Source organism: Vibrio sp. SBT000027 (assembly GCF_963894355.1).
GTDB lineage: Bacteria > Pseudomonadota > Gammaproteobacteria > Enterobacterales > Vibrionaceae > Vibrio > Vibrio splendidus.
This window is the reverse complement of the sequence record NZ_CAWQGD010000004.1, coordinates 1,015,760-1,040,036: the sequence shown is the minus strand read 5'-3', so window position 1 is coordinate 1,040,036 and position 24,277 is coordinate 1,015,760. Positions and strand designations below refer to the sequence as shown.

20 protein-coding genes, 4 tRNA genes and 1 other annotated feature are annotated in these 24,277 nt (G+C 45.4%); of the genes, 11 read left to right on the top strand and 13 right to left on the bottom strand.

The genetic code is table 11. The features are described from left to right. Window positions 1-4: 4 nt before the first annotated feature. From AACU28_RS14560 to uvrY, 8 genes are all read right to left on the bottom strand, one after another. Window positions 5-2,956 (bottom strand): pyridoxal phosphate-dependent class III aminotransferase, encoded by a 2,952-nt coding sequence (locus tag AACU28_RS14560; protein WP_183091194.1) that lies wholly within the window; start codon window positions 2,954-2,956, stop codon window positions 5-7. Between the two features lie 983 nt (window positions 2,957-3,939). Further along, a tRNA-Gly gene (locus AACU28_RS14555) sits at window positions 3,940-4,015 on the bottom strand. A gap of 36 nt (window positions 4,016-4,051) precedes the next feature. After that, window positions 4,052-4,138, bottom strand: a tRNA-Leu gene (locus AACU28_RS14550). Between the two features lie 80 nt (window positions 4,139-4,218). Continuing rightward, window positions 4,219-4,294: transfer RNA gene (locus AACU28_RS14545), tRNA-Gly, on the bottom strand. A 47-nt stretch (window positions 4,295-4,341) separates the two neighbouring features. Then, window positions 4,342-4,415 (bottom strand) — tRNA-Cys (locus AACU28_RS14540). A 266-nt stretch (window positions 4,416-4,681) separates the two neighbouring features. Next, window positions 4,682-5,239 (bottom strand): CDP-diacylglycerol--glycerol-3-phosphate 3-phosphatidyltransferase, encoded by a 558-nt coding sequence (gene pgsA / locus AACU28_RS14535; RefSeq protein ID WP_017078221.1) that lies wholly within the window; start codon window positions 5,237-5,239, stop codon window positions 4,682-4,684. Window positions 5,240-5,285: 46 nt separating this feature from the next. Further along, on the bottom strand, window positions 5,286-7,118 hold the full coding sequence (gene uvrC / locus AACU28_RS14530; protein WP_121603113.1) for an excinuclease ABC subunit UvrC: 1,833 nt from the start codon (window positions 7,116-7,118) through the stop codon (window positions 5,286-5,288). A 15-nt stretch (window positions 7,119-7,133) separates the two neighbouring features. Beyond that, window positions 7,134-7,778: a UvrY/SirA/GacA family response regulator transcription factor gene (gene uvrY, locus AACU28_RS14525; protein WP_017078219.1), complete on the bottom strand. Its 645-nt coding sequence runs from the start codon at window positions 7,776-7,778 to the stop codon at window positions 7,134-7,136. A gap of 426 nt (window positions 7,779-8,204) precedes the next feature. Here uvrY and AACU28_RS14520 point away from each other — a divergent pair, with 426 nt between their 5' ends. Further along, window positions 8,205-10,568, top strand: a complete 2,364-nt coding sequence (locus AACU28_RS14520; RefSeq protein WP_121603112.1) for a DNA polymerase II — start codon at window positions 8,205-8,207, stop codon at window positions 10,566-10,568. Between the two features lie 133 nt (window positions 10,569-10,701). Here the strand turns inward: AACU28_RS14520 and AACU28_RS14515 are convergent, their stop codons facing one another. Next, window positions 10,702-11,469 carry a nucleotidyltransferase domain-containing protein gene (locus AACU28_RS14515; protein WP_121603111.1) on the bottom strand — a complete coding sequence of 256 codons (768 nt, stop codon included), beginning with the start codon at window positions 11,467-11,469 and terminating at the stop codon, window positions 10,702-10,704. A gap of 137 nt (window positions 11,470-11,606) precedes the next feature. Here AACU28_RS14515 and efpL point away from each other — a divergent pair, with 137 nt between their 5' ends. From efpL to AACU28_RS14500, 3 genes are all read left to right on the top strand, one after another. Continuing rightward, window positions 11,607-12,176, top strand: coding sequence for an elongation factor P-like protein EfpL (gene efpL / locus AACU28_RS14510; protein WP_004729781.1), 570 nt, complete (start codon window positions 11,607-11,609; stop codon window positions 12,174-12,176). Between the two features lie 10 nt (window positions 12,177-12,186). After that, window positions 12,187-12,516, top strand: a complete 330-nt coding sequence (locus AACU28_RS14505; RefSeq protein ID WP_004729782.1) for an HI1450 family dsDNA-mimic protein — start codon at window positions 12,187-12,189, stop codon at window positions 12,514-12,516. 89 nt (window positions 12,517-12,605) lie between these two features. Next, window positions 12,606-13,097 (top strand): RNA methyltransferase, encoded by a 492-nt coding sequence (locus AACU28_RS14500; RefSeq protein WP_004729783.1) that lies wholly within the window; start codon window positions 12,606-12,608, stop codon window positions 13,095-13,097. Window positions 13,098-13,301: 204 nt separating this feature from the next. On the opposite strand, the gene rluB is transcribed toward AACU28_RS14500, so the two are convergent. From rluB to rnm, 3 genes are all read right to left on the bottom strand, one after another. Then, window positions 13,302-14,330 carry a 23S rRNA pseudouridine(2605) synthase RluB gene (gene rluB / locus AACU28_RS14495; RefSeq protein ID WP_004729784.1) on the bottom strand — a complete coding sequence of 343 codons (1,029 nt, stop codon included), beginning with the start codon at window positions 14,328-14,330 and terminating at the stop codon, window positions 13,302-13,304. 159 nt (window positions 14,331-14,489) lie between these two features. Continuing rightward, complete coding sequence (locus tag AACU28_RS14490; protein WP_009848751.1) at window positions 14,490-15,110, bottom strand: L-threonylcarbamoyladenylate synthase; 621 nt, start codon at window positions 15,108-15,110, stop codon at window positions 14,490-14,492. A gap of 55 nt (window positions 15,111-15,165) precedes the next feature. After that, complete coding sequence (rnm, locus tag AACU28_RS14485; protein ID WP_004729788.1) at window positions 15,166-16,035, bottom strand: RNase RNM; 870 nt, start codon at window positions 16,033-16,035, stop codon at window positions 15,166-15,168. Between the two features lie 120 nt (window positions 16,036-16,155). Here rnm and AACU28_RS14480 point away from each other — a divergent pair, with 120 nt between their 5' ends. The 7 genes from AACU28_RS14480 (at window position 16,156) to trpA (ending at window position 23,327) form a co-directional block, all read left to right on the top strand. Next, window positions 16,156-16,281: a trp operon leader peptide gene (locus AACU28_RS14480; protein WP_009848753.1), complete on the top strand. Its 126-nt coding sequence runs from the start codon at window positions 16,156-16,158 to the stop codon at window positions 16,279-16,281. Next, window positions 16,228-16,342, top strand: a sequence feature (Trp leader region). Its footprint overlaps the gene before it by 54 nt. A 125-nt stretch (window positions 16,343-16,467) precedes the next feature. Then, complete coding sequence (locus tag AACU28_RS14475; RefSeq protein WP_102447675.1) at window positions 16,468-18,075, top strand: anthranilate synthase component 1; 1,608 nt, start codon at window positions 16,468-16,470, stop codon at window positions 18,073-18,075. A 2-nt stretch (window positions 18,076-18,077) separates the two neighbouring features. Then, entirely contained in the window at window positions 18,078-18,704 is a 627-nt protein-coding gene (locus tag AACU28_RS14470; protein ID WP_004729794.1) for an aminodeoxychorismate/anthranilate synthase component II, read from the top strand. Window positions 18,705-18,713: 9 nt separating this feature from the next. Next, the gene (gene trpD / locus AACU28_RS14465) at window positions 18,714-19,709 is read left to right on the top strand and encodes an anthranilate phosphoribosyltransferase (RefSeq protein ID WP_017080967.1); all 996 of its coding nucleotides are present in this window, start codon (window positions 18,714-18,716) and stop codon (window positions 19,707-19,709) included. A gap of 26 nt (window positions 19,710-19,735) precedes the next feature. Continuing rightward, window positions 19,736-21,199 (top strand): bifunctional indole-3-glycerol-phosphate synthase TrpC/phosphoribosylanthranilate isomerase TrpF, encoded by a 1,464-nt coding sequence (gene trpCF, locus AACU28_RS14460; RefSeq protein WP_121603110.1) that lies wholly within the window; start codon window positions 19,736-19,738, stop codon window positions 21,197-21,199. A gap of 131 nt (window positions 21,200-21,330) precedes the next feature. Continuing rightward, window positions 21,331-22,521: a tryptophan synthase subunit beta gene (gene trpB, locus AACU28_RS14455; RefSeq protein WP_004729801.1), complete on the top strand. Its 1,191-nt coding sequence runs from the start codon at window positions 21,331-21,333 to the stop codon at window positions 22,519-22,521. Next, window positions 22,521-23,327, top strand: coding sequence for a tryptophan synthase subunit alpha (trpA, locus tag AACU28_RS14450; RefSeq protein WP_004729802.1), 807 nt, complete (start codon window positions 22,521-22,523; stop codon window positions 23,325-23,327). Before trpB ends, trpA begins: the two co-directional genes overlap by 1 nt. 101 nt (window positions 23,328-23,428) lie before the next feature. Here the strand turns inward: trpA and AACU28_RS14445 are convergent, their stop codons facing one another. Further along, window positions 23,429-24,226 carry a slipin family protein gene (locus tag AACU28_RS14445; protein ID WP_004729804.1) on the bottom strand — a complete coding sequence of 266 codons (798 nt, stop codon included), beginning with the start codon at window positions 24,224-24,226 and terminating at the stop codon, window positions 23,429-23,431. Window positions 24,227-24,277 lie beyond the last annotated feature (51 nt).

Sequence of the window (24,277 nt, the reverse complement as noted above, 5' to 3'; positions counted from 1 at the left end):
TTAATTACCCTTGTTGTTCTGCTAGCTCAATAGCTAAAGTTTGAATTTTGTTAATTAGAGATTTGAAATCTGATGTCGTTAAGCACGGATTCAAGATAGTGAATTTCAGCGCACTTTTACCATCAACGACCGTTTCGCCAAGCACGGCAACACCACGAGTCAGCGCTTCCAGCCTTAACGTTTGATTCAGTTTGTCCAAATCCATAGCGCTGTTTGCTGATTGCCCATTGCTAGGCACCGAACGGAACAGCACAGTCGACAGTGACGGCTCAGCAAGAAGTTCAAAATCATCATGCTTCTGAATCAGGTCGGCAACCTCAAGCGTCTGCTCTAGGAGATGATCGTACATATCACCCAGTTGCTTTGGCCCAACGCTTTGCATCGTCATGAAGACTTTCAGTGCATCGAAACGCTTGGTGGTAGCGATAGACTTATCGACTAGATTCGGCAGCTCATCGTGTTCACGATTTAAGTAGTCTGCGTGATGCAGTAGGTACTTAAAGTTTGCTTTATCTTTCAGAAGCACAGCACCACAACTGATTGTTTGGAAGAACAACTTGTGGAAATCAACGCTCACAGAGTCCGCTTTCTCGATGCCTTTTAGACGAGCTTTATGGCTACTTAAAATAAGTGCGCCACCGTATGCACTGTCGACATGGAACCAAAGATCTTGCTGGCTTGCGATTTCTGCAATCGCATCAAGGTCATCAATAGCACCGTGATCGGTTGTACCCGCAGTGCCAACCACAGCAAAAGGAATCAGACCTTGTGCTTTAAGCGCTTTCACTTCTGCGTCTAGCAAATCAGCTTTGATGGTGCCGTTTGCATTGGTATCAACACAACACACTGCAGCTTCGCCTAAACCCATTAAAGAGGCCGATTTTTGAACCGTGAAGTGAGATTTTTTTGAACACAAAATACGTAATTTGCTCGCGTACTCTGGCAAACCAAGCTTTTGAATCGAGTGGCCATCGTGCTTATCGGCAACCCAGTCTCTCGCTAGCAATAAACCCATTAGGTTACTTTGCGTGCCGCCGCTTGTAAAAACACCATCAGCTTGATCGCCAAGTTGGTATTTCTCACACATCCAATCCACGACTCGTTGTTCAACATAAGTCGCTGCAGATGCTTGGTCCCATGAATCCATTGATTGATTCAACGCCGCGATAATGGATTCCGCAGCAACAGAAGCCATAAGAGGAGGAGTGTGAAGGTGTGCAATACAGTCTGGGTGCTGCACGAAGATGGAGTTTGCAGCGACAAGGTCTGCAGTGCTATCTACAACATCAACCAGAGCGTGCTGGTTGTTATCGAGATCGACAGCTTTGATGGCTGCTTCTAGCACTTTAGGGTCTAAACCTGAGTAAGGGGCTTCAACCTGTTCAAAAACCGCTTTCATCGCTTGAGTAGTTTGGTTCATCACGTTAGCAAATTCGTTGCTACCGCCTAAACCCGTCTGGATGAAATGCTTGTTCCATTCTTGATTTGATTGTTCGCTTTGTGTTTGGTCTTGTTTTAAAGCACCACCCGCTGCGATGATGGCTTCTTCCATCACTCGCAATGCAAAGTCGATTTGTTCGAAAGAGATAATCATTGGTGGAAGGAAACGAATAACCGAACCATCACGACCACCCTTTTCAACCATCAAGCCGCGCTCTAATGCTGCTCGTTGAATCGCTAGGGTTAATTCGCCGTCTGATTGTGGTTCGCCAAACTTGTTAAGCTCACCATTTGGTTGCTTGATCTCAGCGCCAAGCATTAAGCCTTTACCACGAACTTCAGCAATACAGTTCACGCGAGATTGAATCTTCTCAAGCCCGTGACGTAAATATTGGCCTGCAATGCTTGCGTGCTCAACTAAGCCATCTCGCTCGATGATTTCCAACGCCTTAGCGCCAGATACCATTGCCAACTGGTTTCCACGGAATGTACCGGTATGCTCACCCGCTTTCCAAGTATCGATGCTCTTATCGAATACAAGCAGCGACATAGGCAGTCCGCCACCAATCGCTTTAGACAAGCACAAGATATCAGGGTTAACGCCTGATTCTTCAAACGCAAATCGATGACCCGTTTTACCCACACCACACTGAATTTCATCAAAGATCAGTAGGATGCCATGCTCATCACAGATGCGACGTAGGCCTTGTAGCCAAGATGCCGGAGCTGGAATCACGCCGCCCTCACCTTGTACAGGCTCAACGATCATTGCAGCCGGTTTCATGATGCCAGATTCGTCGTCATTCAACATACGTTCGATGTAACGAATACTCGCGTTGGCACCTGCTTCACCACCAATGCCAAACGGGCAGCGAAGGTTGTATGGGAAAGGCATGAAATGTACGTCAGACATCAAGCCGCTACGACGCTCTTTAGTGCCAAGGTTACCCATCATGCCCATGGTGCCGTTCGTCATGCCATGGTAAGCACCACGGAAAGCAAACATGGTGTTACGACCTGTTGTTTGCTTGGCTAGCTTGATCGCGGCTTCCACAGCATCAGCGCCAGACGGGCCACAGAATTGAAGAACCGAGTTCGTTGAAAAGTCTTGAGGGAGAAAAGCTTTAACTCGCTTGATAAACGTCTCTTTTGCTTGAGTCGTAATATCAAGAGTCTGGTATGGCAAACCTGAATCGAGTTGGTCTTTAAGTGCTTGGTTGATTTCAGGGTGGTTGTAACCCAAAGAAAGTGTACCGGCACCGGCTAAGCAATCGAGAAAGAGTTGGCCACGTGTATCTTCAACTAAAACACCACATGCTCTTTTAATAGCAATCGGTAGGCGTCTTGGGTATGAACGAACATCCGATTCATGCTGCTCTTGCTCGAGCAAAATAGCGTCGGGTGTTAGGTCGTAAGTTCCCTCTACGATAGGAACCATAGTTGAAAATGAATTTGCGATAGTATTAATATCGACTTCAAAGGCGGTAGTCATAAAAGTCCCCTTGAATGTGTTCATACTCACCTCCATCAGACGCAATTGCACACCGTCTCTCTATTGATTTAGAGAGAACTCATAGTGAAACACGCGTATTGTCTAGAAATGAGATATAGCTGTACGCTCGCATAAGTCAAATGACGAATACGAAATTAGGCCGTCTTAGGACAGCAAAAATTAGTTAGCGTGAGCTCAAGGTTCAGTAATGCTACTGTTTTGAAGAATTGGACATTTGTGCAGTATCGGACAGCTATGAAGAACTGACCCTTTTGGAAATGCAGAGCTGATTAGCAATGTTGTTATTAGTGTGTTCAATGTTGGGTTTCCCATTAGCATGGCGAATTGCGCCATAAGTATCCCGTCTATCAGCTAAAGGATTAGCCGATACCTACCCTACGTAATGTCCCAATCAGCAAGAATGGTCACTACGCGTATCCCCCAGAAGCAATCACGGCTCTTTTTGAGCATCGCCATTCCGAGATTGCGCGGGAAAGTAACATAAAGTGAAATGAACGATCAATAGTTTTCAATAATAGCTTAGTAAATAGCAGCCGTGATTCAAAAATTGCCGAAAATATCGTCAACTTATTTTTTAGGTAAGGAGATCCTCGGTTCATTCGTTCCTCATGCCCGAGGATGACGACGTGGGTATACGGGCGGTGTTAGTGATGGCTTTGAGACCATAGCATCCTTTCATCACTCCCTAGTACGAAGAGCGAGTTCATAGGGAGTCTCGCAGTTAACGAGCCTTAAAAGCTAACAAAGTAATAAGATGAGTCAAGCCTCAGAGGTCATTTGAGTACAAACGTCATTCCCTAGCACGAGGAACGAGTTCATAGGGAATCTCGCTTTTAAAAGCTAAGTAATATAAACGAAATTGATAGCGACATTTTTAGATAGAAAAGAAGTTTGAGTGTGTGTTCAAACAGAAAGAGGAATAACGCATAAAAATCAGAACGGCAGAAACCAAAAAGCCCGAACATTTCTGTTCGGGCTTTTTAATTTGGAGCGATACATCGGGTTCGAACCGATGACCTCAACCTTGGCAAGGTTGCGCTCTACCAACTGAGCTAGTATCGCATTTGCTACATCCGTTAAGACGTAGACTTTAATAGATGGTGCCCCGGGCCGGACTTGAACCGGCACAGCGCGAACGCCGAGGGATTTTAAATCCCTTGTGTCTACCAATTCCACCACCAGGGCACGCAATTCTTTATTGCGATGCCGATTACTGAAAAGTAAAACACCATCTTAATGCTGACGCCAATCAACATTACAAATTTTGGAGCGATACATCGGGTTCGAACCGATGACCTCAACCTTGGCAAGGTTGCGCTCTACCAACTGAGCTAGTATCGCATTTTCATTACTCTTACCTCTTCTCATTAACTAAGAAAAAGAGATAATGGAGGCGCCTCCCGGAGTCGAACCGAGGTCCACGGATTTGCAATCCGCTGCATAGCCACTCTGCCAAGGCGCCTTAGTAGCTCCAATCGAATCGCTTATTGCCATCCTCTTGGGTACGGGATGCATTCTACGGATTCAGAGGATTGAGTCAATATTATTTTTGTATTTTTAATTCGTTTGAATAGATTTCATACGAAACAGGCTAAATAGCTGACTTTGTGTGCAAAGGACTTTGTGGACAGGCCATTCAAAGGCGATCTATATCACATTAGATATCCACTATTGATAACTTAACCTTAGGTTAAAGATCAAAAAAGCGAGCCTCAGCTCGCTTCTTCATCAATGATGTTTTTCGTCTAACAAATCGTCTTTGGCAGCCATCAAGTATTGCGCCATTGACCAGTATGTAAGAACGGTTGCAACATAGAGCGCAATGTAACCTACCCACACCATCCAGTCGTCGTATCGCCAGATCAGTACCCAAAGAGCGAACATCTGAGAAACGGTTTTGACTTTACCAACCCAAGATACCGCAACGCTTGCACGTTTACCGATTTCAGCCATCCATTCACGAAGCGCCGAAATAATAATTTCACGAGCGATCATGGTAACCGCTGGAATCGTTATCCAAATCGAATGGTAATGCTCAGTCATCAAGATAAGAGCCGTAGCAACCAGCACTTTATCCGCCACAGGGTCAATAAAGGCACCGAAGCGAGACGTTTGCCCGAGTTTACGAGCCAGCATGCCATCTAGCCAGTCAGTAAAACCCGCTACCCAAAACACCATTGCAGCAGCAAAAGGAGCCCATTGGTAAGGTAGGTAAAAAACAACAACGAATACTGGGATCAAAAATAGTCTCAGTAAGGACAAAATGTTAGGTATATTCAAACGCATATTATTGGGCTCTTATTAATTGCGCTTTAATGGTGCGGGATTTTTACTATTGTTTCAATGCTTGATAAATGTTTTCTGCCAAAGAATGACTAATGCCCGGTACTTTGGCTATTTCTTCGACAGTTGCACGCTTAAGTTCTTGTAAGCCACCCATATATTTCAGCAAAGATTGACGGCGCTTAGGCCCTACCCCTTCAATTCCTTCAAGCGCACTGGTTCTACGCGTTTTACCACGTTTTGCTCTATGCCCTGCAATCGCATGATTATGGCTTTCATCACGAATATGTTGGATAAGGTGCAGTGCTGGCGCATCACTTGGTAAATTAAACTCTTCACCTTCAAGGGTCACCAAGGTTTCCAAACCGGGTTTACGTGTTACCCCTTTCGCAATACCCATCATTCTTGGTCGAAACGGCCAATCACCCCAATATTTGGAAATGATCTCATGGGCACGATTCAACTGACCTTTACCGCCATCGATAAAAATGATGTCTGGGATCTTGTCGACATCGAGTTGTTTTGAATAGCGTCTCTCAAGCGCCTGAGCCATTGCAGCGTAGTCATCACCACCGGTAATACCTGTGATGTTGTAACGACGGTATTCCGGTTTAACTGGCCCTTCTTGATTGAAGACCACGCAAGATGCAATCGTACTTTCACCCATGGTGTGACTGATATCGAAACATTCCATGCGTTTGATAACGTCCATCGACAGCACTTCTTGAAGCTCCTTAAAGCGCTGATTGATCGTCATCTTGTGATTAATCTTGGTGGTAATGGCTGTTAATGCATTGGTGTTAGACAGTTTAAGGTAGCGACCACGAGTGCCAGAAGGATTGGTATTGAAGTGGATCTTACGACCCGCAACTTCACACAAGGCTTCTTGAATCGGTGTGACATCTTCCATCAAATCAGCATTAAGGATGAGACGAGTTGGGATGGTTCTCGCTTCATTATGTGCAAGATAGTATTGGCTTAAAAAGCTCGAAAAGACTTCCTCTCGCACCGTATTGTTTGGAATTTTCGGGAAATGGCTTCTACTGCCTAAAACCTTTCCTTGGCGAATCATCAAGATGTGAATACAAGCCACGCCATTTTCTTGAGCAAAACCTAACACGTCCATATCTTCCATTGAGTCGTCAGATACGTACTGTTGCTCTTGCACGCGTCGAATCGCTTGGATCTGGTCACGGAAAGCAGCAGCTTGCTCAAAGCGAAGCTCTTGGCTTGCCTTGTCCATTTTATCGATGAGTGTCTCAAGAACTAGCTTGTCTTTCCCCTGCAGGAACAAACGAACGTAGTCGATAAGCTCGCTGTACTCTTCATCAGAGATAATTGAGCTAACACAAGGCGCAGCACAACGACCAATCTGATACATCAAACACGGGCGCGTTCTGTTGGCATAAACCGTATCTTCACACTGACGAGCAGGAAAGATTTTCTGTATTAGGTGCAACGTCTCACGCACAGCGCCGGAATCAGGATAAGGACCAAAGTACTCTCCCTTTTTCTTCTTAGCACCACGATGCATCGACAAACGAGGATGTTTGTGACCGCTAATAAAAATATAGGGATACGACTTATCATCACGCAGAAGTACGTTGTATTTCGGTAGGTACTGCTTGATGTAGTTGTGCTCAAGGATAAGAGCTTCTGTTTCTGTATGCGTTACAGTGACATCGATTTTGTCGATATTGCTAACTAAAGCGCGCGTTTTTTCACTGTCGACTTTTTTACGGAAATAACTGGAAAGGCGTTTTTTGAGGTTCTTAGCTTTACCGACGTAAATAACAACAGCCTCGGCGTTATACATACGATAAACGCCGGGCTGTTCTGTTACTGTCTTGAGAAATGACACTGAGTCAAACAAGTTGGTCACTATACGATCTCAGTGTTAAAGGGTCTCAGTGTCTAACATTCCATGTCTAATCGCTAAATGCGTCAGCTCTACATCGCCACTGATATCCAATTTGCTGAACAAACGGTAGCGGTAACTGTTGACTGTTTTAGGACTTAGATTGAGTTGTTCTGAAATATCCGTCACTTTCTGACCTTTGGTAATCATCATCATGATTTGAAGTTCACGCTCAGATAAGTCTGCGAATGGATTTTCAGACGCAGGCGAGAATTGGCTCAAAGCCATCTGCTGCGCAATTTCTGGTGAAATGTATCGTTGGCCACTATTAACCACTCGAATTGCATTTACCATTTCATCCGGACCTGCCCCTTTAGTAAGGTAACCAGCAGCTCCAGCTTGCATCACTTTAGTTGGAAACGGATTTTCCGTATGAACAGTTAAAACGATGATTTTAACATCAGGGTTGAAACGCAAGATTTTCTTGGTTGCTTCTAAGCCACCAATACCAGGCATATTCATATCCATCAAAATAACGTCAGTATTATTACTACGACACCATTTTGCAGCATCTTCACCGCTTTCAGCTTCCCCTGCTACGTTCATTCCACGGACGTCTTCAATAATACGTCGTATCCCTGTGCGAACCAGCTCGTGATCATCTACAAGGAAAACATTTATCAAACTTGTATCTCCACACTATTAATTGGCTCTGCAACCACTGTGTCATTTCATCTGTTTGAAACAATTGAACAAAGGAACAGTGGATCGCAGCATTGAGTACATCTTAACTTAATTACTAAAAAAAAGCTCTGTTGAATATGTGCTGAAACACGAACTTTAGCAAGTACTTATTAACAAATAAGCTAACTAAAACAACAAGCTTTTTCTAAAAATCAACCAGTTAAAACAACACCCAATAAAATTACACAAGATAAAGATATTTTCAATACCATTGAATAGCCATTCGCGACAATTTCACTTATTTGCTTATGGAGTCCCGTTATTTGCCTCTGTTAACTAGAATTTAGTTAGTATTTTGGTTGCCTGTTGTGCGCAGAGAGCCGCTAGATGGTAGTATTCGATTCCCCATTTCAATAGGTTACTACATTGGATATTCAGCAAGGCTTTGTACTCACAAGACAAGCGAGAGACTTTTCAGGGCGTACCCAAATTGACTTGTGGTTAAGCTCCCCTCAAGGCCCAACTCTGCTGACGATTCAAAATGAAAAACCTGTATTTTTCGTCGCTCAATCTGATGTTGAAGAATGTCAGGCAATCGCAGCGAAAGAGTCGATTGATTGCCAATTCAAGTCCCTAGAACTCGCCACATTCGATCAAACCCCTCTCGCCGCATGTTATACATCACTAGCGAGAAGTAGCTTTGGTTTAGCACAAGCCTTTCACAGCGAAGAAATTCAGACCTTTGAAAGCGATATTCGACTCGCCGATCGATATCTGATGGAACGCTTTATCAAGGGCAGCATTGAGTTCACTGGGACTGCCGTGAAAAAAAGTCAGCATCTTAGAGTTTCCAATGCAAAATGCAGAGCGGGCGATTACTTACCCAGTTTATCTGTGGTTTCGCTTGATATTGAATGCTCGGAAAAAGGCGTACTTTATTCCATTGGCTTAGACAGCCCGATGGACAGCCGAGTCATCATGGTCGGCGAACCACAAGAGGCTGACACAAACGTCCAATGGGTTCCTAATGAAAAAGCTCTAATCGAGGCGATGATTAGATGGTTTTCTGAATTTGATCCCGACATCATCATCGGTTGGAATGTCATTGATTTCGACTTTAGGCTACTGCACAAACGTTCAGAATGGAACGAAGTGAAGCTCAGCATCGGTAGAGACAATCAACCAAGCTTTTTCCGTAGTTCTGCACAAAACCAGCAAGGCTTTATCACGATTCCAGGCCGCGTTGTGTTGGATGGCATCGACATGCTCAAGACAGCGACCTACCACTTCCGCTCTTGGTCTCTTGAATCTGTATCTCAAGAGCTACTCGGCGAAGGCAAAGACATCCATAACGTTCACGACCGCATGGATGAGATAAACCGGATGTTTAAGTTCGATAAGCCTTCGCTCGCCAAGTACAACCTTCAAGACTGCGTGCTAGTAAATCGCATCTTCGAACACACTCACCTACTCGACTTCGCGATTGAGCGCTCTCGATTAACCGGTGTCGAGCTGGATCGTGTTGGTGGCTCTGTCGCTGCTTTTACGAACTTATACATGCCTCAGATACACCGAGCGGGTTACGTCGCGCCTAATTTAGAGCCCGAGAACTGGATCGCTAGCCCCGGTGGCTATGTGATGGATTCGATTCCCAACCTTTATGACTCGGTGTTGGTACTCGACTTTAAAAGCCTGTATCCATCGATCATTCGATCTTTCTTGATTGATCCGATGGGGCTGATAGAAGGACTAAAGTTAGAGTTAGGCTCTGAAGAAGACCAAGCGGTGGCTGGGTTTCGTGGTGGTCAGTTCCACCGCTCTAAGCATTTTCTACCAGAGATGATCGAAAACCTGTGGGCAGCACGTGACGTTGCAAAGAAGAACAACGAAAAAGCGTTCTCTCAAGCGATTAAGATCATCATGAACTCCTTCTATGGTGTGCTTGGCTCTTCTGGCTGCCGCTTCTTCGATACCCGTTTGGCCTCGTCGATCACTATGCGTGGGCACGAGATCATGAAGCAAACCAAGGTTCTAATCGAGGATAAAGGTTATCAAGTAATTTACGGAGATACCGATTCAACCTTCGTATCGCTAAACGGCAGTTACGATCAACAAAAAGCAGACGAGATCGGGAACGCACTGGCCGCTTACATCAACGATTGGTGGACGAATCACTTAAAAGAAACCTACAACCTAACCTCAATACTCGAACTGGAATACGAAACTCACTATCGCAAGTTTCTAATGCCAACCATTAGAGGTTCAGAAACCGGCTCGAAGAAACGCTATGCAGGCTTGATCAATCAAGGCGACCAAGAGAAGATCATCTTTAAAGGGCTTGAAAGTGCGCGAACCGACTGGACACCTCTCGCTCAGCAATTCCAACAAACCCTGTATGAGATGGTGTTTCACGACCAAGATCCAACTGACTATGTCAGACAGTTTGTCGATGAAACCGCTGCTGGTAAACACGATGATTTACTGGTGTACCAAAAGCGTTTGCGCCGCAAACTACACGAGTATCAAAAAAACATTCCGCCACAGGTTCGCGCAGCTCGTCTGGCCGATGAGATAAATGCCAAGCTAGGTCGCCCGCTGCAATACCAAAACAAAGGGCGTATTGAATATTTGATTACTCTGAGTGGCCCTGAGCCAAAGGAGTACTTGAAGAATGGTATCGATTATCAGCATTACATCGACAAGCAGATTAAACCGGTCGCAGAGGCTATCTTACCCTTCATCGGTTTAGATTTTGAACGAGTCAGCGGACAACAGTTAGGTCTGTTCTAGATTGAATCCTCTTTTCGAGGCGACATTAGACTCGAGATATCTATTAATACTCGAGCCAGACATAAAAACGAAAAAAGCAGAGGAGTGCTTAACTCGCTCTGCTTTTTCATATCAACGGTTAGCTTACGAAGCCCTATCCGATTCGAAACTCAGTTTTCTGATACTGCTTAACCAGCCACTCGCCAAAGCCATCAAGAATCCCTATCACCGAACGTTTAGGAATCGGTCTACCAGAAAGTAAAATACCTAACCTTTGGATTTCGACGTCTTTCTCTGGGTGATACTTCAAGAACTGTTGACCACACTCTATTGGGTCATCGAGCCAATATTTGTCACGATACATCACCAAAGAATAACTCGCTCGCAGTAGCTTTTTAGCAATGATCACCTGTGCTGCAACTTGTTGTTCTGGCGTTGTTGCTCGGGCGATCTTATTGCGATACACCGCTAACCAGTTTTCCGCATCCATATTCCAGTGCTTAGCGATTTCCCAACTTGTTTCAAAATCACCATAACAATCCGATAAGTCTTCACCATGCACGCACACTGCTAAATGCTTGAGCATAAAGCCCCACGTGAATATGTTGTCGAAATCGACTATTTCACTCACTAAGGTGGTTTTTATCGCCACTTGTGTGACCTGTGGGAAGCTCTTTTGAAAACGCCATTTGATAGTATTCAGCAACGTGGTTCGTTGATCTGGGAAAGGACGATGGGTAACCACAACCACATCTAGATTCGAGCGACCGACGACGGCTTGTTTGCGTGCCACACTGCCATAAACATAGACACTGTGTAGATTGGATCCTAACCCGCCTTTTAAAAAGGTAATCAGATCGTTAACCACAGGTTGGAATTCAGGTTGAAATGGCTGTGTTGGGTCAATAACAGGTAGCTGCATAGGTCGTTTCGGTAAATAAAATAATGATTTAACTGTCTCTCTATGATCGCTTAGGTGACTTTATGATTCAAGCTATTCCTATTTATAGCGTCTACGAGATATAATCACCGGATAGACCCAATAAGGACAAACACAAAATGCCTAGAGCAAGTGAGATTAAAAAAGGTTTTGCGATCAACGTTGATGGCAAAACAGTACTAGTAAAAGATATCGAAGTGACAACACCAGGTGGCCGTGGCGGTCAAAAGATTTACCGCTTCCGTGGTCACGATGTAGCAACTGGCGTTAAAACAGAAGTTCGCCACAAGGCTGACGAAATCGTTGAAACTATCGACGTAACTAAGCGTGCAGTGATGTTCTCTTACGTTGACGGCAACGAGTACATTTTCATGGATAACGAAGATTACTCACAGTTCATCTTCAACGGTGAAATGATCGAAGACGAACTACTGTTCATCAACGAAGAAACTCAAGGCATGTACGCGATTCTTATCGACGGTACTGCAGCAACGCTTGAACTACCAACTTCAGTTGAGCTAGTGATCGAAGAAACAGACCCTTCAATCAAAGGTGCATCTGCTTCAGCTCGTACTAAGCCAGCTCGTCTGTCTACTGGCCTTACTGTTCAAGTTCCTGAGTACATTGCAACTGGCGACAAAGTTGTTGTGAACACAGCTGAACGTAAATACATGAACCGCGCAAGCTAAGATATTTATTATGACCGAAGCTAACGACCTAATGTCTTACGACGACGCAATTGACACTGCATACGACATCTTTCTAGAGATGGCTCCTGATAACCTTGAACCAGCAGACGTGATCCTATTCACGGCTCAGTTTGAAGATCGTGGCGCTGCAGAGCTCGTTGAAACTGGTGACGATTGGGTTGAACATGTTGGCTTTGAAGTCGACAAAGAGATCTACGCTGAAGTACGCATTGGTCTTGTAAATGAAGCTGATGATGTCTTAGATGACGTATTCGCTCGTCTGCTGATCAGCCGTGACCCTGAACACAAGTTCTGTCACATCTTGTGGAAACGCGACTAGGCTCTTCTTAAATCAGCTCAGAGTACTGAGCTGATTTTCTTACGACTTCATAGCCTCATCACTTTACCAAACTGTAACTCTACAAAATTATGACCAAAGCAAAGACAGATACACTATCCAAAGGCTATGCCTGTGTTGGATTAGTAAACCCCAAAACACCCGAAAATGTTGGCTCAGTAATGCGAGCGGCTGGTTGCTACGGAGCAAACTCTGTATTTTATACTGGCACCCGTTATGACCACGCTCGACAGTTTCATACCGACACCAAAGAAAAGCACCTTGAGCTACCATTAATTGGTGTTGAAGACCTGAAAGACATTATTCCAGTTGGCTGCGTACCAATCGCGGTTGATTTGATAGAAGGCGCTAAGCCTCTGCCTGATTATAAGCACCCACCTCGTGCTTTTTATATCTTCGGCCCTGAAGATGGGACTTTAAAAAAAGAGATCACGGACTTCTGTCGTGAAACTATCTATGTTCCGACTAATGGCTGCATGAACCTTGCTGCCGCGGTCAATGTTATTTTGTATGACCGCATGGCGAAGGGTGACAACTTCTCGAATCATTTGAAAGTGACCTAATACCAATCGTAGTCCATAGCTAGTCACCCTAGCTAGTGAAGCACTTCTACCTGGTTAATCGTTTCTACTTGGTAAGCACTTCCACATGATTTGAACTGCGCCATATTCAAGACGAAAAAAAACCTGCTAAGTTAGCAGGTTTTTTAGTATTCGAAACGTTGGATTAAGCTTTAAGCTTAAGAACTGTAGCAACTACTGGTGTAATTACTTACGTGATCTTGGCTTAGCCGGTTTAGCCGGGCGTCCGTTGTTCAGTTTAGGCTTTTTGGTAGCCTGAGGCTTGCCATTGGTCGCTGGAGCACTACGACCTGAATCAGGTGTTGTAGTTCCGCGAGTAGCAGGCTTCTTACGCTTAGTCTGGTTGCTACGGCCTTTAGGAGCATTTGCACGCTCTTCGTGACGCTTAACAGCACGACGAATTTTTTGACTACGAGAACGCTCACGCTTACGAGAAGTGTTTGCAGGATCAAGATCCAACAGTGTCTCTTTTTCTGGCTGAAGTTCAACAAGCTCACGCAAGTAGTTTACTTCTTGAAGATCTAGCTCTTTCCAACCGCCACGAGGCAGTTTCTTATCAAGGTAGATATCACCGTAACGTACACGTTTCAGACGGCTTACTGTTGTTTCTTGTGATTCCCAAAGACGACGAACCTCACGGTTACGACCTTCGTTAATCGCTACGTAGAAAGTATGGTTCATACCTTCACCGCCAGCGTAAACCACGTCTTCGAAACGAGCCATACCATCTTCAAGTTGAACGCCACGAGTCACGTTTTTAACTTTTTGCTCAGTCACTTCACCAAACACACGTACTAGGTACTCACGCTCAACCTGACGGCTTGGGTGCATTAGGCGGTTTGCAAGTTCACCATCAGTAGTGAAAAGCAAAAGACCCGATGTGTTTGCATCAAGACGGCCAACTGAAATCCAACGAGAACCACGGATCTTAGGTAGACGATCGAAAACAGTGCGGCGGCCTTCAGGATCATGACGAGTACAAAGCTCACCTTCAGGTTTGTAGTAAGCAAGTACACGACAAACCACTTCTTCAGAGGCTTTGCCTGTAATAGTGTGGCCATCGATACGGATCACTGAGTTCTCGTCTTCAAGACGCTCACCCAATTTCGCAACTTGACCGTTAACACTTACACGACCAGATTTAATTAAACCTTCTAGTTCACGACGAGAACCGTGACCAGCTCGCGCTAAAACCTTCTGTAATTTTTCGCTCATTTACTCTTTTCTACCTAATTGTCGTCTTCACAGACGTCGAATGAATTTTTCGCGACCAAATCGCGGTCGCGTATTATCGCAAATAACCTGCCAAAAAGCACTTGTTATTTACTCTGGCAGGTTTGCTGTTTCGTTACAGACTGTTAATCAGTAACGCTATTATTCAAACGGCGCTGGATCGCCGGCACCACGACGTAAAACAACGGCGTCATCGTCACTGAAGTCAATAACCGTAGTCGGTTGCTCACCTAAGTAGCCGCCATTCAAAATGACATCAACCGCATGCTCTAGGCTGTCGCGAATTTCTTCTGGATCCGATTCAGTTGTCTCGTTACCCGGAAGAATCAGAGACGTCGACATCAATGGCTCGCCCATTGCTTCCAACAGGTCTAGGGCAATCTTGTTGTCTGGTACACGAATACCAATCGTTTTACGCTTAGCGTTCATCAAACGCTTTGGCACTTCTTTGGTTGCTTTGAAGATAAACGTGTAAGCACCGGGCGTGTGCGCCTTAAGTAAACGGAAAGCAACGTTATCAACTCGTGCATACAGTGACAATTCAGAAAGATCACGGCATAACAACGTGAAATTGTGCTTATCATCGATTCGACGAATTTTACAGATGCGTTCAAGTGCTTGTTTGTTTTCAAGCTGACAGCCCAGCGCATAACCGGAATCTGTTGGATAAACCACAACGCCGCCATTGCGAATAATCGCAACCGCTTGAGTAATTAAGCGCGCTTGTGGGTTATCTGGGTGTACATAAAAAAACTGGCTCATTGTTGATCCTCGTTATCGAATCTCTCGACTCTATCATCAGAAGGAGCTGGTTCACCTAAATACTGTCATCGGTATCAGTTGGTGAAACCGTTTGAAACTCCCAATCTTTCCATACTTCTTCGACCCCAGAAGGTAGCCAGAGATTACGTCCAAGTTCCATCCACGGAGATGGATAATGGAAGTCACTGCCTTGGGAGGCTAATAGTTTGTATTGTATAGCATAATCCGCAAGTGTGCGTCTTTCTTGTTGCGCTTGCTGAGGCTGAGCGACTTCCATGGCGTCACCTTTTGCTTCAACAAATGCAGCTAACAGACGCTTAACCCACTTCGCTGTTAAGCCATATCGCCCGGGGTGAGCTAATACGGCTTGACCACCAGCAGCATGAATAGCCGTTACAGCATCACTCATTGAACACCACGTTGGCGGCACATAACCTGGGTTATTGCGAGTCAGAAACTTTTTAAACACCTGCTGCATGGTTTTTGCGTAGCCGTTATCGACTAACCACTTAGCAAAGTGAGCACGAGTGATAGGCGCGTCACCAGCTATCAACTTAACTTCTTCTAGCAACCCTTCACGAGTCGCTTTCTCAAGACGTTGAGCAATCATCTCTGCACGCCCGACACGGTGTTGCTTCTGTTGTTCAATTAACGCTTTTAGCTCTGGTGACTCCGGATCAACATTTAACCCAACAATATGGATATCTTTGTTTTGCCAAACAGTCGAAATCTCAATGCCGTTGATCAACTGGATAGGAAGGTTGTTATCAGCAATATAGCTGCGCGCTTCAGCAAGCCCATCAGTCGTATCATGATCTGTAATCGCTAACGCTTCGATATTAAAGCCTAGCGCTCGGTCAATCAGTTCAGGTGGAGTAAGTCGGCCATCTGAGGCTGTTGTATGACTATGTAGATCAATTCTCATATATTCTTTTTCATTGTTTTCAATTTTTATCGTTATATTTGTGTCAACGCACTTGACCTGCAATCGCAAAACTAGTTAACTAGTACACAAATACGAAGTATCACATTTGATAGGTTCACCATGTTACAAGAATTTAACCAAAACCATAAAGATAAAGTTTTAGAACTTTCTTCAGTAGAAGCAAGTTCGGAGCTTAATTGGTGGCGCACTTGGACAAGTTCTTGGTGGGCTAACGTGTACTTCTAGTTAAACAGTTTGTTTATAAAAAAGTTATCACTAAGCCCGCTTTAATAGCGGGCTTTTTAATTTGTCGAACATCTCACATTCAACTGACTAACAAATCATCGAATTGACCATATTCTAGATTGGGTGAAAGGTATCTTTATGCGACTATGTACGGCAGGAAATTTAAAGAATCATAAAGGAGGTCTTGTGAACAAGGCCATTGAAATCAAAAAGCTGGGAACCATTGAGGTCATCAATTCTTCAGTTCCTTACTCGCAAGATCCAACCAGCGTTTTTCATACTTTGTGTGAAAACAAAACAGACAGCCTGTTGTTGGAATCTGCTGAGATTGAATCTAAACAGAACCTGACAAGCCTACTCCTTATCGACTCTGCTGTTCGCATCGTATGTCGCGGACATGAAGTAACCTTCCAAGCATTGACTGAAAATGGTCAAGCGCTTATCGAACATCTAACTCAAAACGTTAAAGCAGAAATTGAATCTGACCTTACCAATAACGTTTTGACGCTGACTTTTGTCGAGCCAAGCAACGAATTAGATGAAGACTCACGTTTAAGAGAAGCTTCTTCATTCGATGCACTGCGTTTGGTTCAACACAGCTTTGAGCAAGACGCGGATAACAAGCACGCGTTATTCATGGCGGGCCTATTCGCTTACGACATCGTGGCGAACTTTGAACCGCTAGGTGATGCTGAAGCGACTAACAACTGCCCTGACTTTGTTTTCTACGTTGCGGAAACACTATTGCGTTTCGATCACCAAGAGAACGAAGGTCTGCTTCACGCCAGCTTGTTCACTCAAGATGAAAACATCAGAACACAATTAACTGAGCGTCTAGCTGACATTCAGACACAATGTCAGTCATTGAAAGCCATCACAGAAGTGACGCCGCTCGACAACGTTGAAGCTGTACCAAGTGTTTCAGATGAAGACTTCTGCCAAACGGTTCGTGACTTAAAAGAGTACGTAGTTAAAGGCGATGTATTCCAAGTTGTACCTTCACGCCGCTTCACGCTGCCTTGCCCTGCTCCACTTGCGGCTTATAAAGAGCTCAAGCAAAGTAATCCAAGCCCTTACATGTTCTATATGCAAGACGAGCTGTTTACTCTGTTTGGTGCTTCTCCAGAAAGTGCTCTGAAATACGAAACCGAAACCAACCAAATCGAGATTTACCCAATTGCTGGTACTCGCCGTCGTGGTAAGCGCCCAAATGGCCAAATCGATTTCGACCTAGACAGCCGTATTGAGCTTGAACTGCGTACCGACAAGAAAGAAAACGCTGAGCACATGATGCTTGTTGACCTAGCACGTAACGATGTGGCTCGTATTGCGGAAGCCGGCACTCGCCACGTAGCAGACTTGCTGAAAGTGGATCGCTACAGTCATGTAATGCACTTGGTTTCTCGTGTTGTTGGTCAGCTACGTGAAGACTTAGATGCTCTGCACGCTTACCAAGCTTGTATGAACATGGGCACGCTAACGGGCGCACCAAAAATCCGCGCAATGCAGCTTATTCGTGACGTAGAAAAAACGCGTCGTGGTAGCTACGGTGGTGCAGTCGGTTATCTAACCGGTGAAGGCACTTTAGATACTTGTATCGTAATTCGCTCTGCTTACGTTGAAGATGGCGTGGCACAAGTACAAGCAGGTGCTGGTGTGGTATTCGATTCAGACCCACAAGCAGAAGCCGATGAAACTCGCGGCAAAGCTCAAGCGGTCATCTCTGCGATTCAAGCTGCTCATACTAAAAATACGGCACCAAGCCAAAGCACACCAAATAAGAAGGAGTCGTAATCATGGCTGATATTGTATTCATCGATAACTTCGACTCGTTCACTTACAACCTTGTAGACCAATTTCGTTCATTAGGTCACAGCGTAAAAATTTACCGTAACAACATTCCTGCAAAAGTAGTTGAAGCGGCGATCAACGAACTAGACAACCCTGTTGCACTGCTTTCACCAGGCCCTGGCGCTCCAGCGGATGCGGGCTGCATGCCTGAGCTAATTCAGCTGCTAAAAGGCAAGGTGCCAATGATTGGTATTTGCTTAGGCCACCAAGCTATTGTTGAGGCCTACGGCGGCACCGTTGCAGGCGCTGGCGAAATCATTCATGGTAAGGTGTCGATGATGGAACACCAAAACCATGCGACTTACCAAGGCTTACCTTCGCCGCTGGCTATCGCTCGCTACCACTCTTTGGTTGCAACGCATGTATCCGATAGCTTAACGGTGACCGCTGAAGTCGATGATTTGGTGATGTCTGTAGTTCAAGAACAAGACAAGGTTTGTGGATTCCAATTCCACCCTGAATCGATTATGACGACCTACGGTGCAACGCTTCTAGCGAACGCTATCGAATGGGCTCTTGAGAAACCTCTTCATCTAGAGAAAAGCTCTACTCTTGATAAAAAGACTAACTAGGAAACGATCATGGAACAGATTAATAAACTTTACGAACAACAGTCTCTTACTCAAGAAGAAAGCCAACAACTGTTTGATGTGATCATCAAGGGCGAACTAGACCCAATCTTGATGGCTTCTGCGCTTACTGCACTGAAAATCAAAGGCGAAACGCCGGATGAAATCGCTGGCGCAGCGAAAGCACTGCTTGCCAATGCAAACCCGTTCCCACGTCCTGATTACGATTTTGCAGACATCGTAGGTACAGGTGGCGACGGTCATGACACCATCAACATTTCTACAACTTCTGCATTTGTAGCAGCAGCGTGTGGTTTAAAAATAGCTAAGCACGGCAACCGCAGCGTATCGAGCAAATCAGGCTCTTCTGACCTACTGGATTCGTTCGGTATTAACCTAGCGATGACAGCAGAAGACACTCGTACTGCAGTCGACGAACTTGGCGTAGCATTCCTATTTGCTCCGCAATATCACGTCGGTGTACGTCACGCGATGCCGGTTCGTCAGACGATGAAAACGCGCACTATCTTCAACATCCTTGGTCCACTGATTAACCCTGCTCGCCCTAATATCGAGTTAATGGGTGTTTACAGCAAAGAGCTCGTCCGCCCTATCGCGGAAACCATGCTGCAAATGGGTATGAAGCGTGCTGCAGTTGTGCATGGTAGTGGCCTTGATGAAGTGGCTATTCATGGCGAGACAATCGTTGCTGAAATTAAAGATGGCAAAATTCACGAGTACACAGTGACACCGGCAGACTTTGGCCTGAACACTCACCCTCTTGAAGCAATCAAGGGCGGCGAGCCAGAAGAGAACAAAGCCATCACAACCGATATCCTGACGGGTAAAGGCACAGATGCTCAAGTTGGCGCTGTGGCAGTCAACGTTGCTCTGCTAATGCGTCTATTTGGTCACGAAGATCTAAAAGCCAACACACAGCAAGCGATTGACGCGATGAACTCTGGCAAAGCATACGAGCTTGTACAAAAGCTTGCTGCACACGCCTAACGAACGACGGAGTTGAGACAAAGAATATGACACAGACTACCGATAAACTGTCGACCCACGTTTCAGTCAAAGACGCTGAAATGGCGGAAGTATTAGCAAAAATCGTTCGTGACAAATACCAATGGGTTGAAGCGCGTAAGCAAACTCAACCATTGGACGAGTTTAAAGCAGCGTTAACCGCAACAGACCGCAGCTTTTATGATGCATTGAGCGGCGAACAAACGGTTTTCATCACTGAATGTAAGAAGGCATCTCCGTCAAAAGGTTTAATCCGTGACGAGTTTGATTTGGACTACATTGCATCGGTGTACAACAACCACGCCAACGCAATTTCAGTACTGACAGACGAGAAATACTTTCAAGGTGACTTTGAGTTTTTACCAAAGGTTCGCAGCATTGCTAAGCAGCCTATTCTTTGTAAAGACTTCATGGTTGATACCTACCAAGTTTACCTAGCTCGTCACTACTCAGCTGATGCTATCTTGTTGATGCTATCGGTATTGAATGACGAAGAGTACCAAGCGCTTGCTGAAGTCGCTCACTCGCTAAACATGGGTGTACTTACCGAAGTCAGCAACGAAGAAGAGCTTCATCGCGCTGTCGCTTTAAAAGCAAAAGTGATCGGTATTAATAACCGTAACCTACGTGACCTTTCGACGGATTTGAACCGTACTAAAGAGTTGGCTCCGCTGATTCGCGAACTGGCTCCAAACGCAGTCGTGATTTCAGAGTCTGGCATCTACAATCATCAGCAAGTACGTGACCTTTCAACATTTGCAGACGGCTTCCTAATCGGTAGCTCTCTGATGGCTGAAAAGAACCTAGAGCTTGCGGTGCGTAAAGTGACACTCGGTGAAAACAAGGTGTGTGGTTTAACTCACTCTGACGATGCCGCGAAAGCGTATCAAGCAGGTGCAGTATTCGGTGGTTTGATTTTCGTTGAAGCGTCTAAGCGTCATGTGGATATCGAGGCAGCTCGTTTAACCATGAGCGGCGCACCTTTGAACTACGTGGGTGTGTTCCAAAATCATAGTGTTGCTGACGTTGCTAACACAGTTTCTGAACTCGGTCTGTTTGCGGTGCAACTACACGGTGATGAGTCTCAAGCATTTGTCGATGAACTAAAACAATCTCTACCTGAACACGTTGAGATTTGGAAAGCTTACGGTGTTGCTTGCAGTGCTGAAAACGGCGCTGAAAACGGTGCTAAAAGCGCGCTACCAGAATTACTGAAAAGCAACGTGACTCGTCACCTGCTAGATACTAAAGTGGGTTCTCAAACGGGTGGTACAGGTCAAGCATTTGATTGGAGCCTAATCAACAACCAAAGCGCAATCATGTTGGCGGGTGGCCTAAACCCAGACAATGCTAACCAAGCAGCGAAACTAGGCTGCTTAGGGCTAGACCTAAACTCAGGCGTTGAATCCGCTCCAGGTAAAAAAGACGCAGACAAACTGCAACGCGCTTTTGCAGCGATTCGTAATTACTAGTCCAAGCTCGGCTCTAGGAATTAGAAAGCAGAAACTAAAAACATATTTGTGGGCTTTGCCTTTTGCGAAGCTCAAGCAAGATTAAATGACTTGGTGTGAAGACACTCCAATAGAATTGAAGGAATAACACAATGGCTAAACTCGATGCCTACTTCGGTGAATACGGTGGTCAATACGTACCGCAGATCCTAGTGCCAGCACTAGACCAACTAGAACAAGCATTTATTGATGCACAAGCCGATCCTGAGTTCCGCAGTGAATTCATGACGCTTCTGCAAGAGTACGCAGGTCGCCCAACTGCACTAACGCTAACGCGTAACCTGACTAAAGGTACAAAAACCAAACTGTACCTAAAGCGTGAAGATCTACTTCACGGCGGCGCTCACAAGACAAACCAAGTTCTTGGCCAAGCATTGCTAGCAAAACGTATGGGTAAGCAAGAAATCATCGCTGAAACAGGCGCAGGTCAACACGGTGTTGCGACGGCGTTAGCGTGTGCTCTACTAGGCCTTAAGTGTCGCGTTTACATGGGTGCAAAAGACGTTGAGCGTCAAAGCCCGAACGTATTCCGCATGAAGCTAATGGGCGCAGAGGTTATTCCTGTTCATTCTGGCTCTTCAACGCTAAAAGACGCATGTAACGAAGCACTACGTGACTGGTCTGCAACTTATGAAGACGCGCACTACCTATTGGGTACTGCAGCGGGTCCTCACCCATTCCCAACGATTGTTCGTGATTTCCAACGCATGATTGGTGAAGAAACGAAGCACCAAATCTTAGCTCGTGAAGGTCGCCTTCCAGATGCCGTTATCGCTTGTGTCGGCGGTGGTTCAAACGCTATCGGTATGTTCGCTGACTTCATTGAAGAAGAGTCTGTTCGCCTGATCGGTGTAGAGCCTGCTGGTAAAGGTATTGATACCGACCAACACGGCGCGCCACTTAAGCACGGTAAAACCGGTATCTTCTTCGGTATGAAAGCACCACTGATGCAAGATGAGAACGGCCAAGTAGAAGAGTCTTACTCTGTTTCTGCGGGTCTAGATTTCCCATCAGTTGGTCCTCAACACGCGCACCTAAATGCTATTGGCCGTGCTGAATACGACAACGTAACCGACGATGAAGCGCTAGAAGCGTTCCAATTGATTGCACGCAAAGAAGGTATTATCGCAGCACTAGAGTCATCTCATGCTGTGGCTCACGCTGTCAAAATGGCTCACGACGACCCAGAGAAAGAACAGCTATTAGTGGTTAACTTATCTGGTCGTGGTGACAAAGACATTTTCTCCGTACACGACATTCTTAAAGAGAAAGGAGCATTATAATGGATCGCTATCAATCACTCTTCACTCGCTTAGCTGAAAAGAATCAGGGCGCATTCGTACCATTCGTAACGGTTGGCGATCCTAACCCTGAGCAATCACTTAAGATCATGGAAACGCTAGTTGAAGCGGGTGCTGATGCTCTTGAGCTTGGTATTCCATTCTCAGATCCGCTTGCAGATGGCCCGACAATCCAAGGCGCAAACATTCGCGCGTTAGATTCAAAAGTAACGCCAGATGTGTGCTTCGATCTTATCGGTCAAATTCGAGCTAAATACCCAGAGCTGCCAATCGGCCTACTGATGTACGCAAACCTGGTTTACGCACGTGGTATAGAAAATTTTTACGAACGCTGCGCAAAAGCAGGTATCGATTCAGTATTGATTGCTGATGTACCTACCAATGAAAGCGGTGAATTTGTTGCTGCAGCTGAAAAGTTTGGCGTTCACCCAATCTTTATTGCTCCACCAACAGCAAGCGATGAAACGCTTCAATCAGTATCTGAGCTAGGTGGCGGCTACACTTACCTACTTTCTCGCTCAGGAGTAACGGGCGCAGAAACAAAAGCAAACATGCCAGTAACGGCACTGCTTGATCGCTTGAACAAGTTCGATGCGCCACCAGCACTGCTTGGTTTCGGTATCTCGGCTCCTGAACAAGTGAAAGAAGCGATTGTAGCTGGCGCTGCAGGTGCTATCTCAGGCTCAGCCGTAGTTAAAATCATTGAAAACAACGTTGAACAACCAGAAGCAATGCTTAAAGCCCTTGCGGAGTTTGTTACGCCAATGAAAGCGGCTACGCAGAAATAATCGACGCTCGTAATCAATGGTCATTAAATAGAACCAGCGATTCAAATACTAAAAGGCTCCACAGTTGTGGAGCCTTTTTTATTGCTCTTCATTTGAGCCAATCACTCATCGGCTTTCATCGCTTTCTTGATTGCAGCCTCATTGAGTGTCGCTTTGATTGGGTCGGTTATCTTCTCGACCAGATCGATGGGCATTGGGAATATGATTGTGGAAGTTCGCTCATTCGCTACTTCTGTTAGTGTTTGCATGTAACGCAGCTGAATCGCATTTGGCGCTTGATTAAGAACCTCTGCAGCCTCTTTCAGCTTGGTTGATGCTTCTAGTTCCCCTGTTGCATGGATCACCTTAGCTCGACGTGAACGTTCCGCCTCGGCTTGCTTAGCTAGAGCTCGCACCATACTGTCATCCAGATCAACATGCTTGATCTCGACATTGGCAATCTTGATCCCCCAGTTATCCGTGTGTTGATCCAGTATCGCTTGCAAGTCTCTATTGAGCTCTTCTCGCTCAGACAGCAATTCATCCAACTCATGCTGTCCTAATACTGAACGTAACGTTGTTTGTGACAGTTGGCTTGTCGCTTCGAGGTAGTTCTCTACGTTGTTGATCGCCATCTTCGGATCCAGCACTCGAAAATAGACCACGGCATTCACCTTCACTGACACGTTATCGCGTGTGATCAAATCTTGCGTCGGCACGTCCAACACGATAGTTCGTAGATCCACTCGCACAATTTGTTGGATGAAAGGAATGATGATAATCAAGCCCGGTCCTTTAACGCCATAAAAGCGTCCAAGGAAGAACACCACTGCACGTTCATATTCGCGCAGCACTCTGAACATGCTGGCTATCAACAAGATAACGAGCACAATGACAATACCTATAGTGTGTATAAACATAACCGCCCCCTAATGGTAACGATGGCTAAGCAATTAATAATTCAATAACGT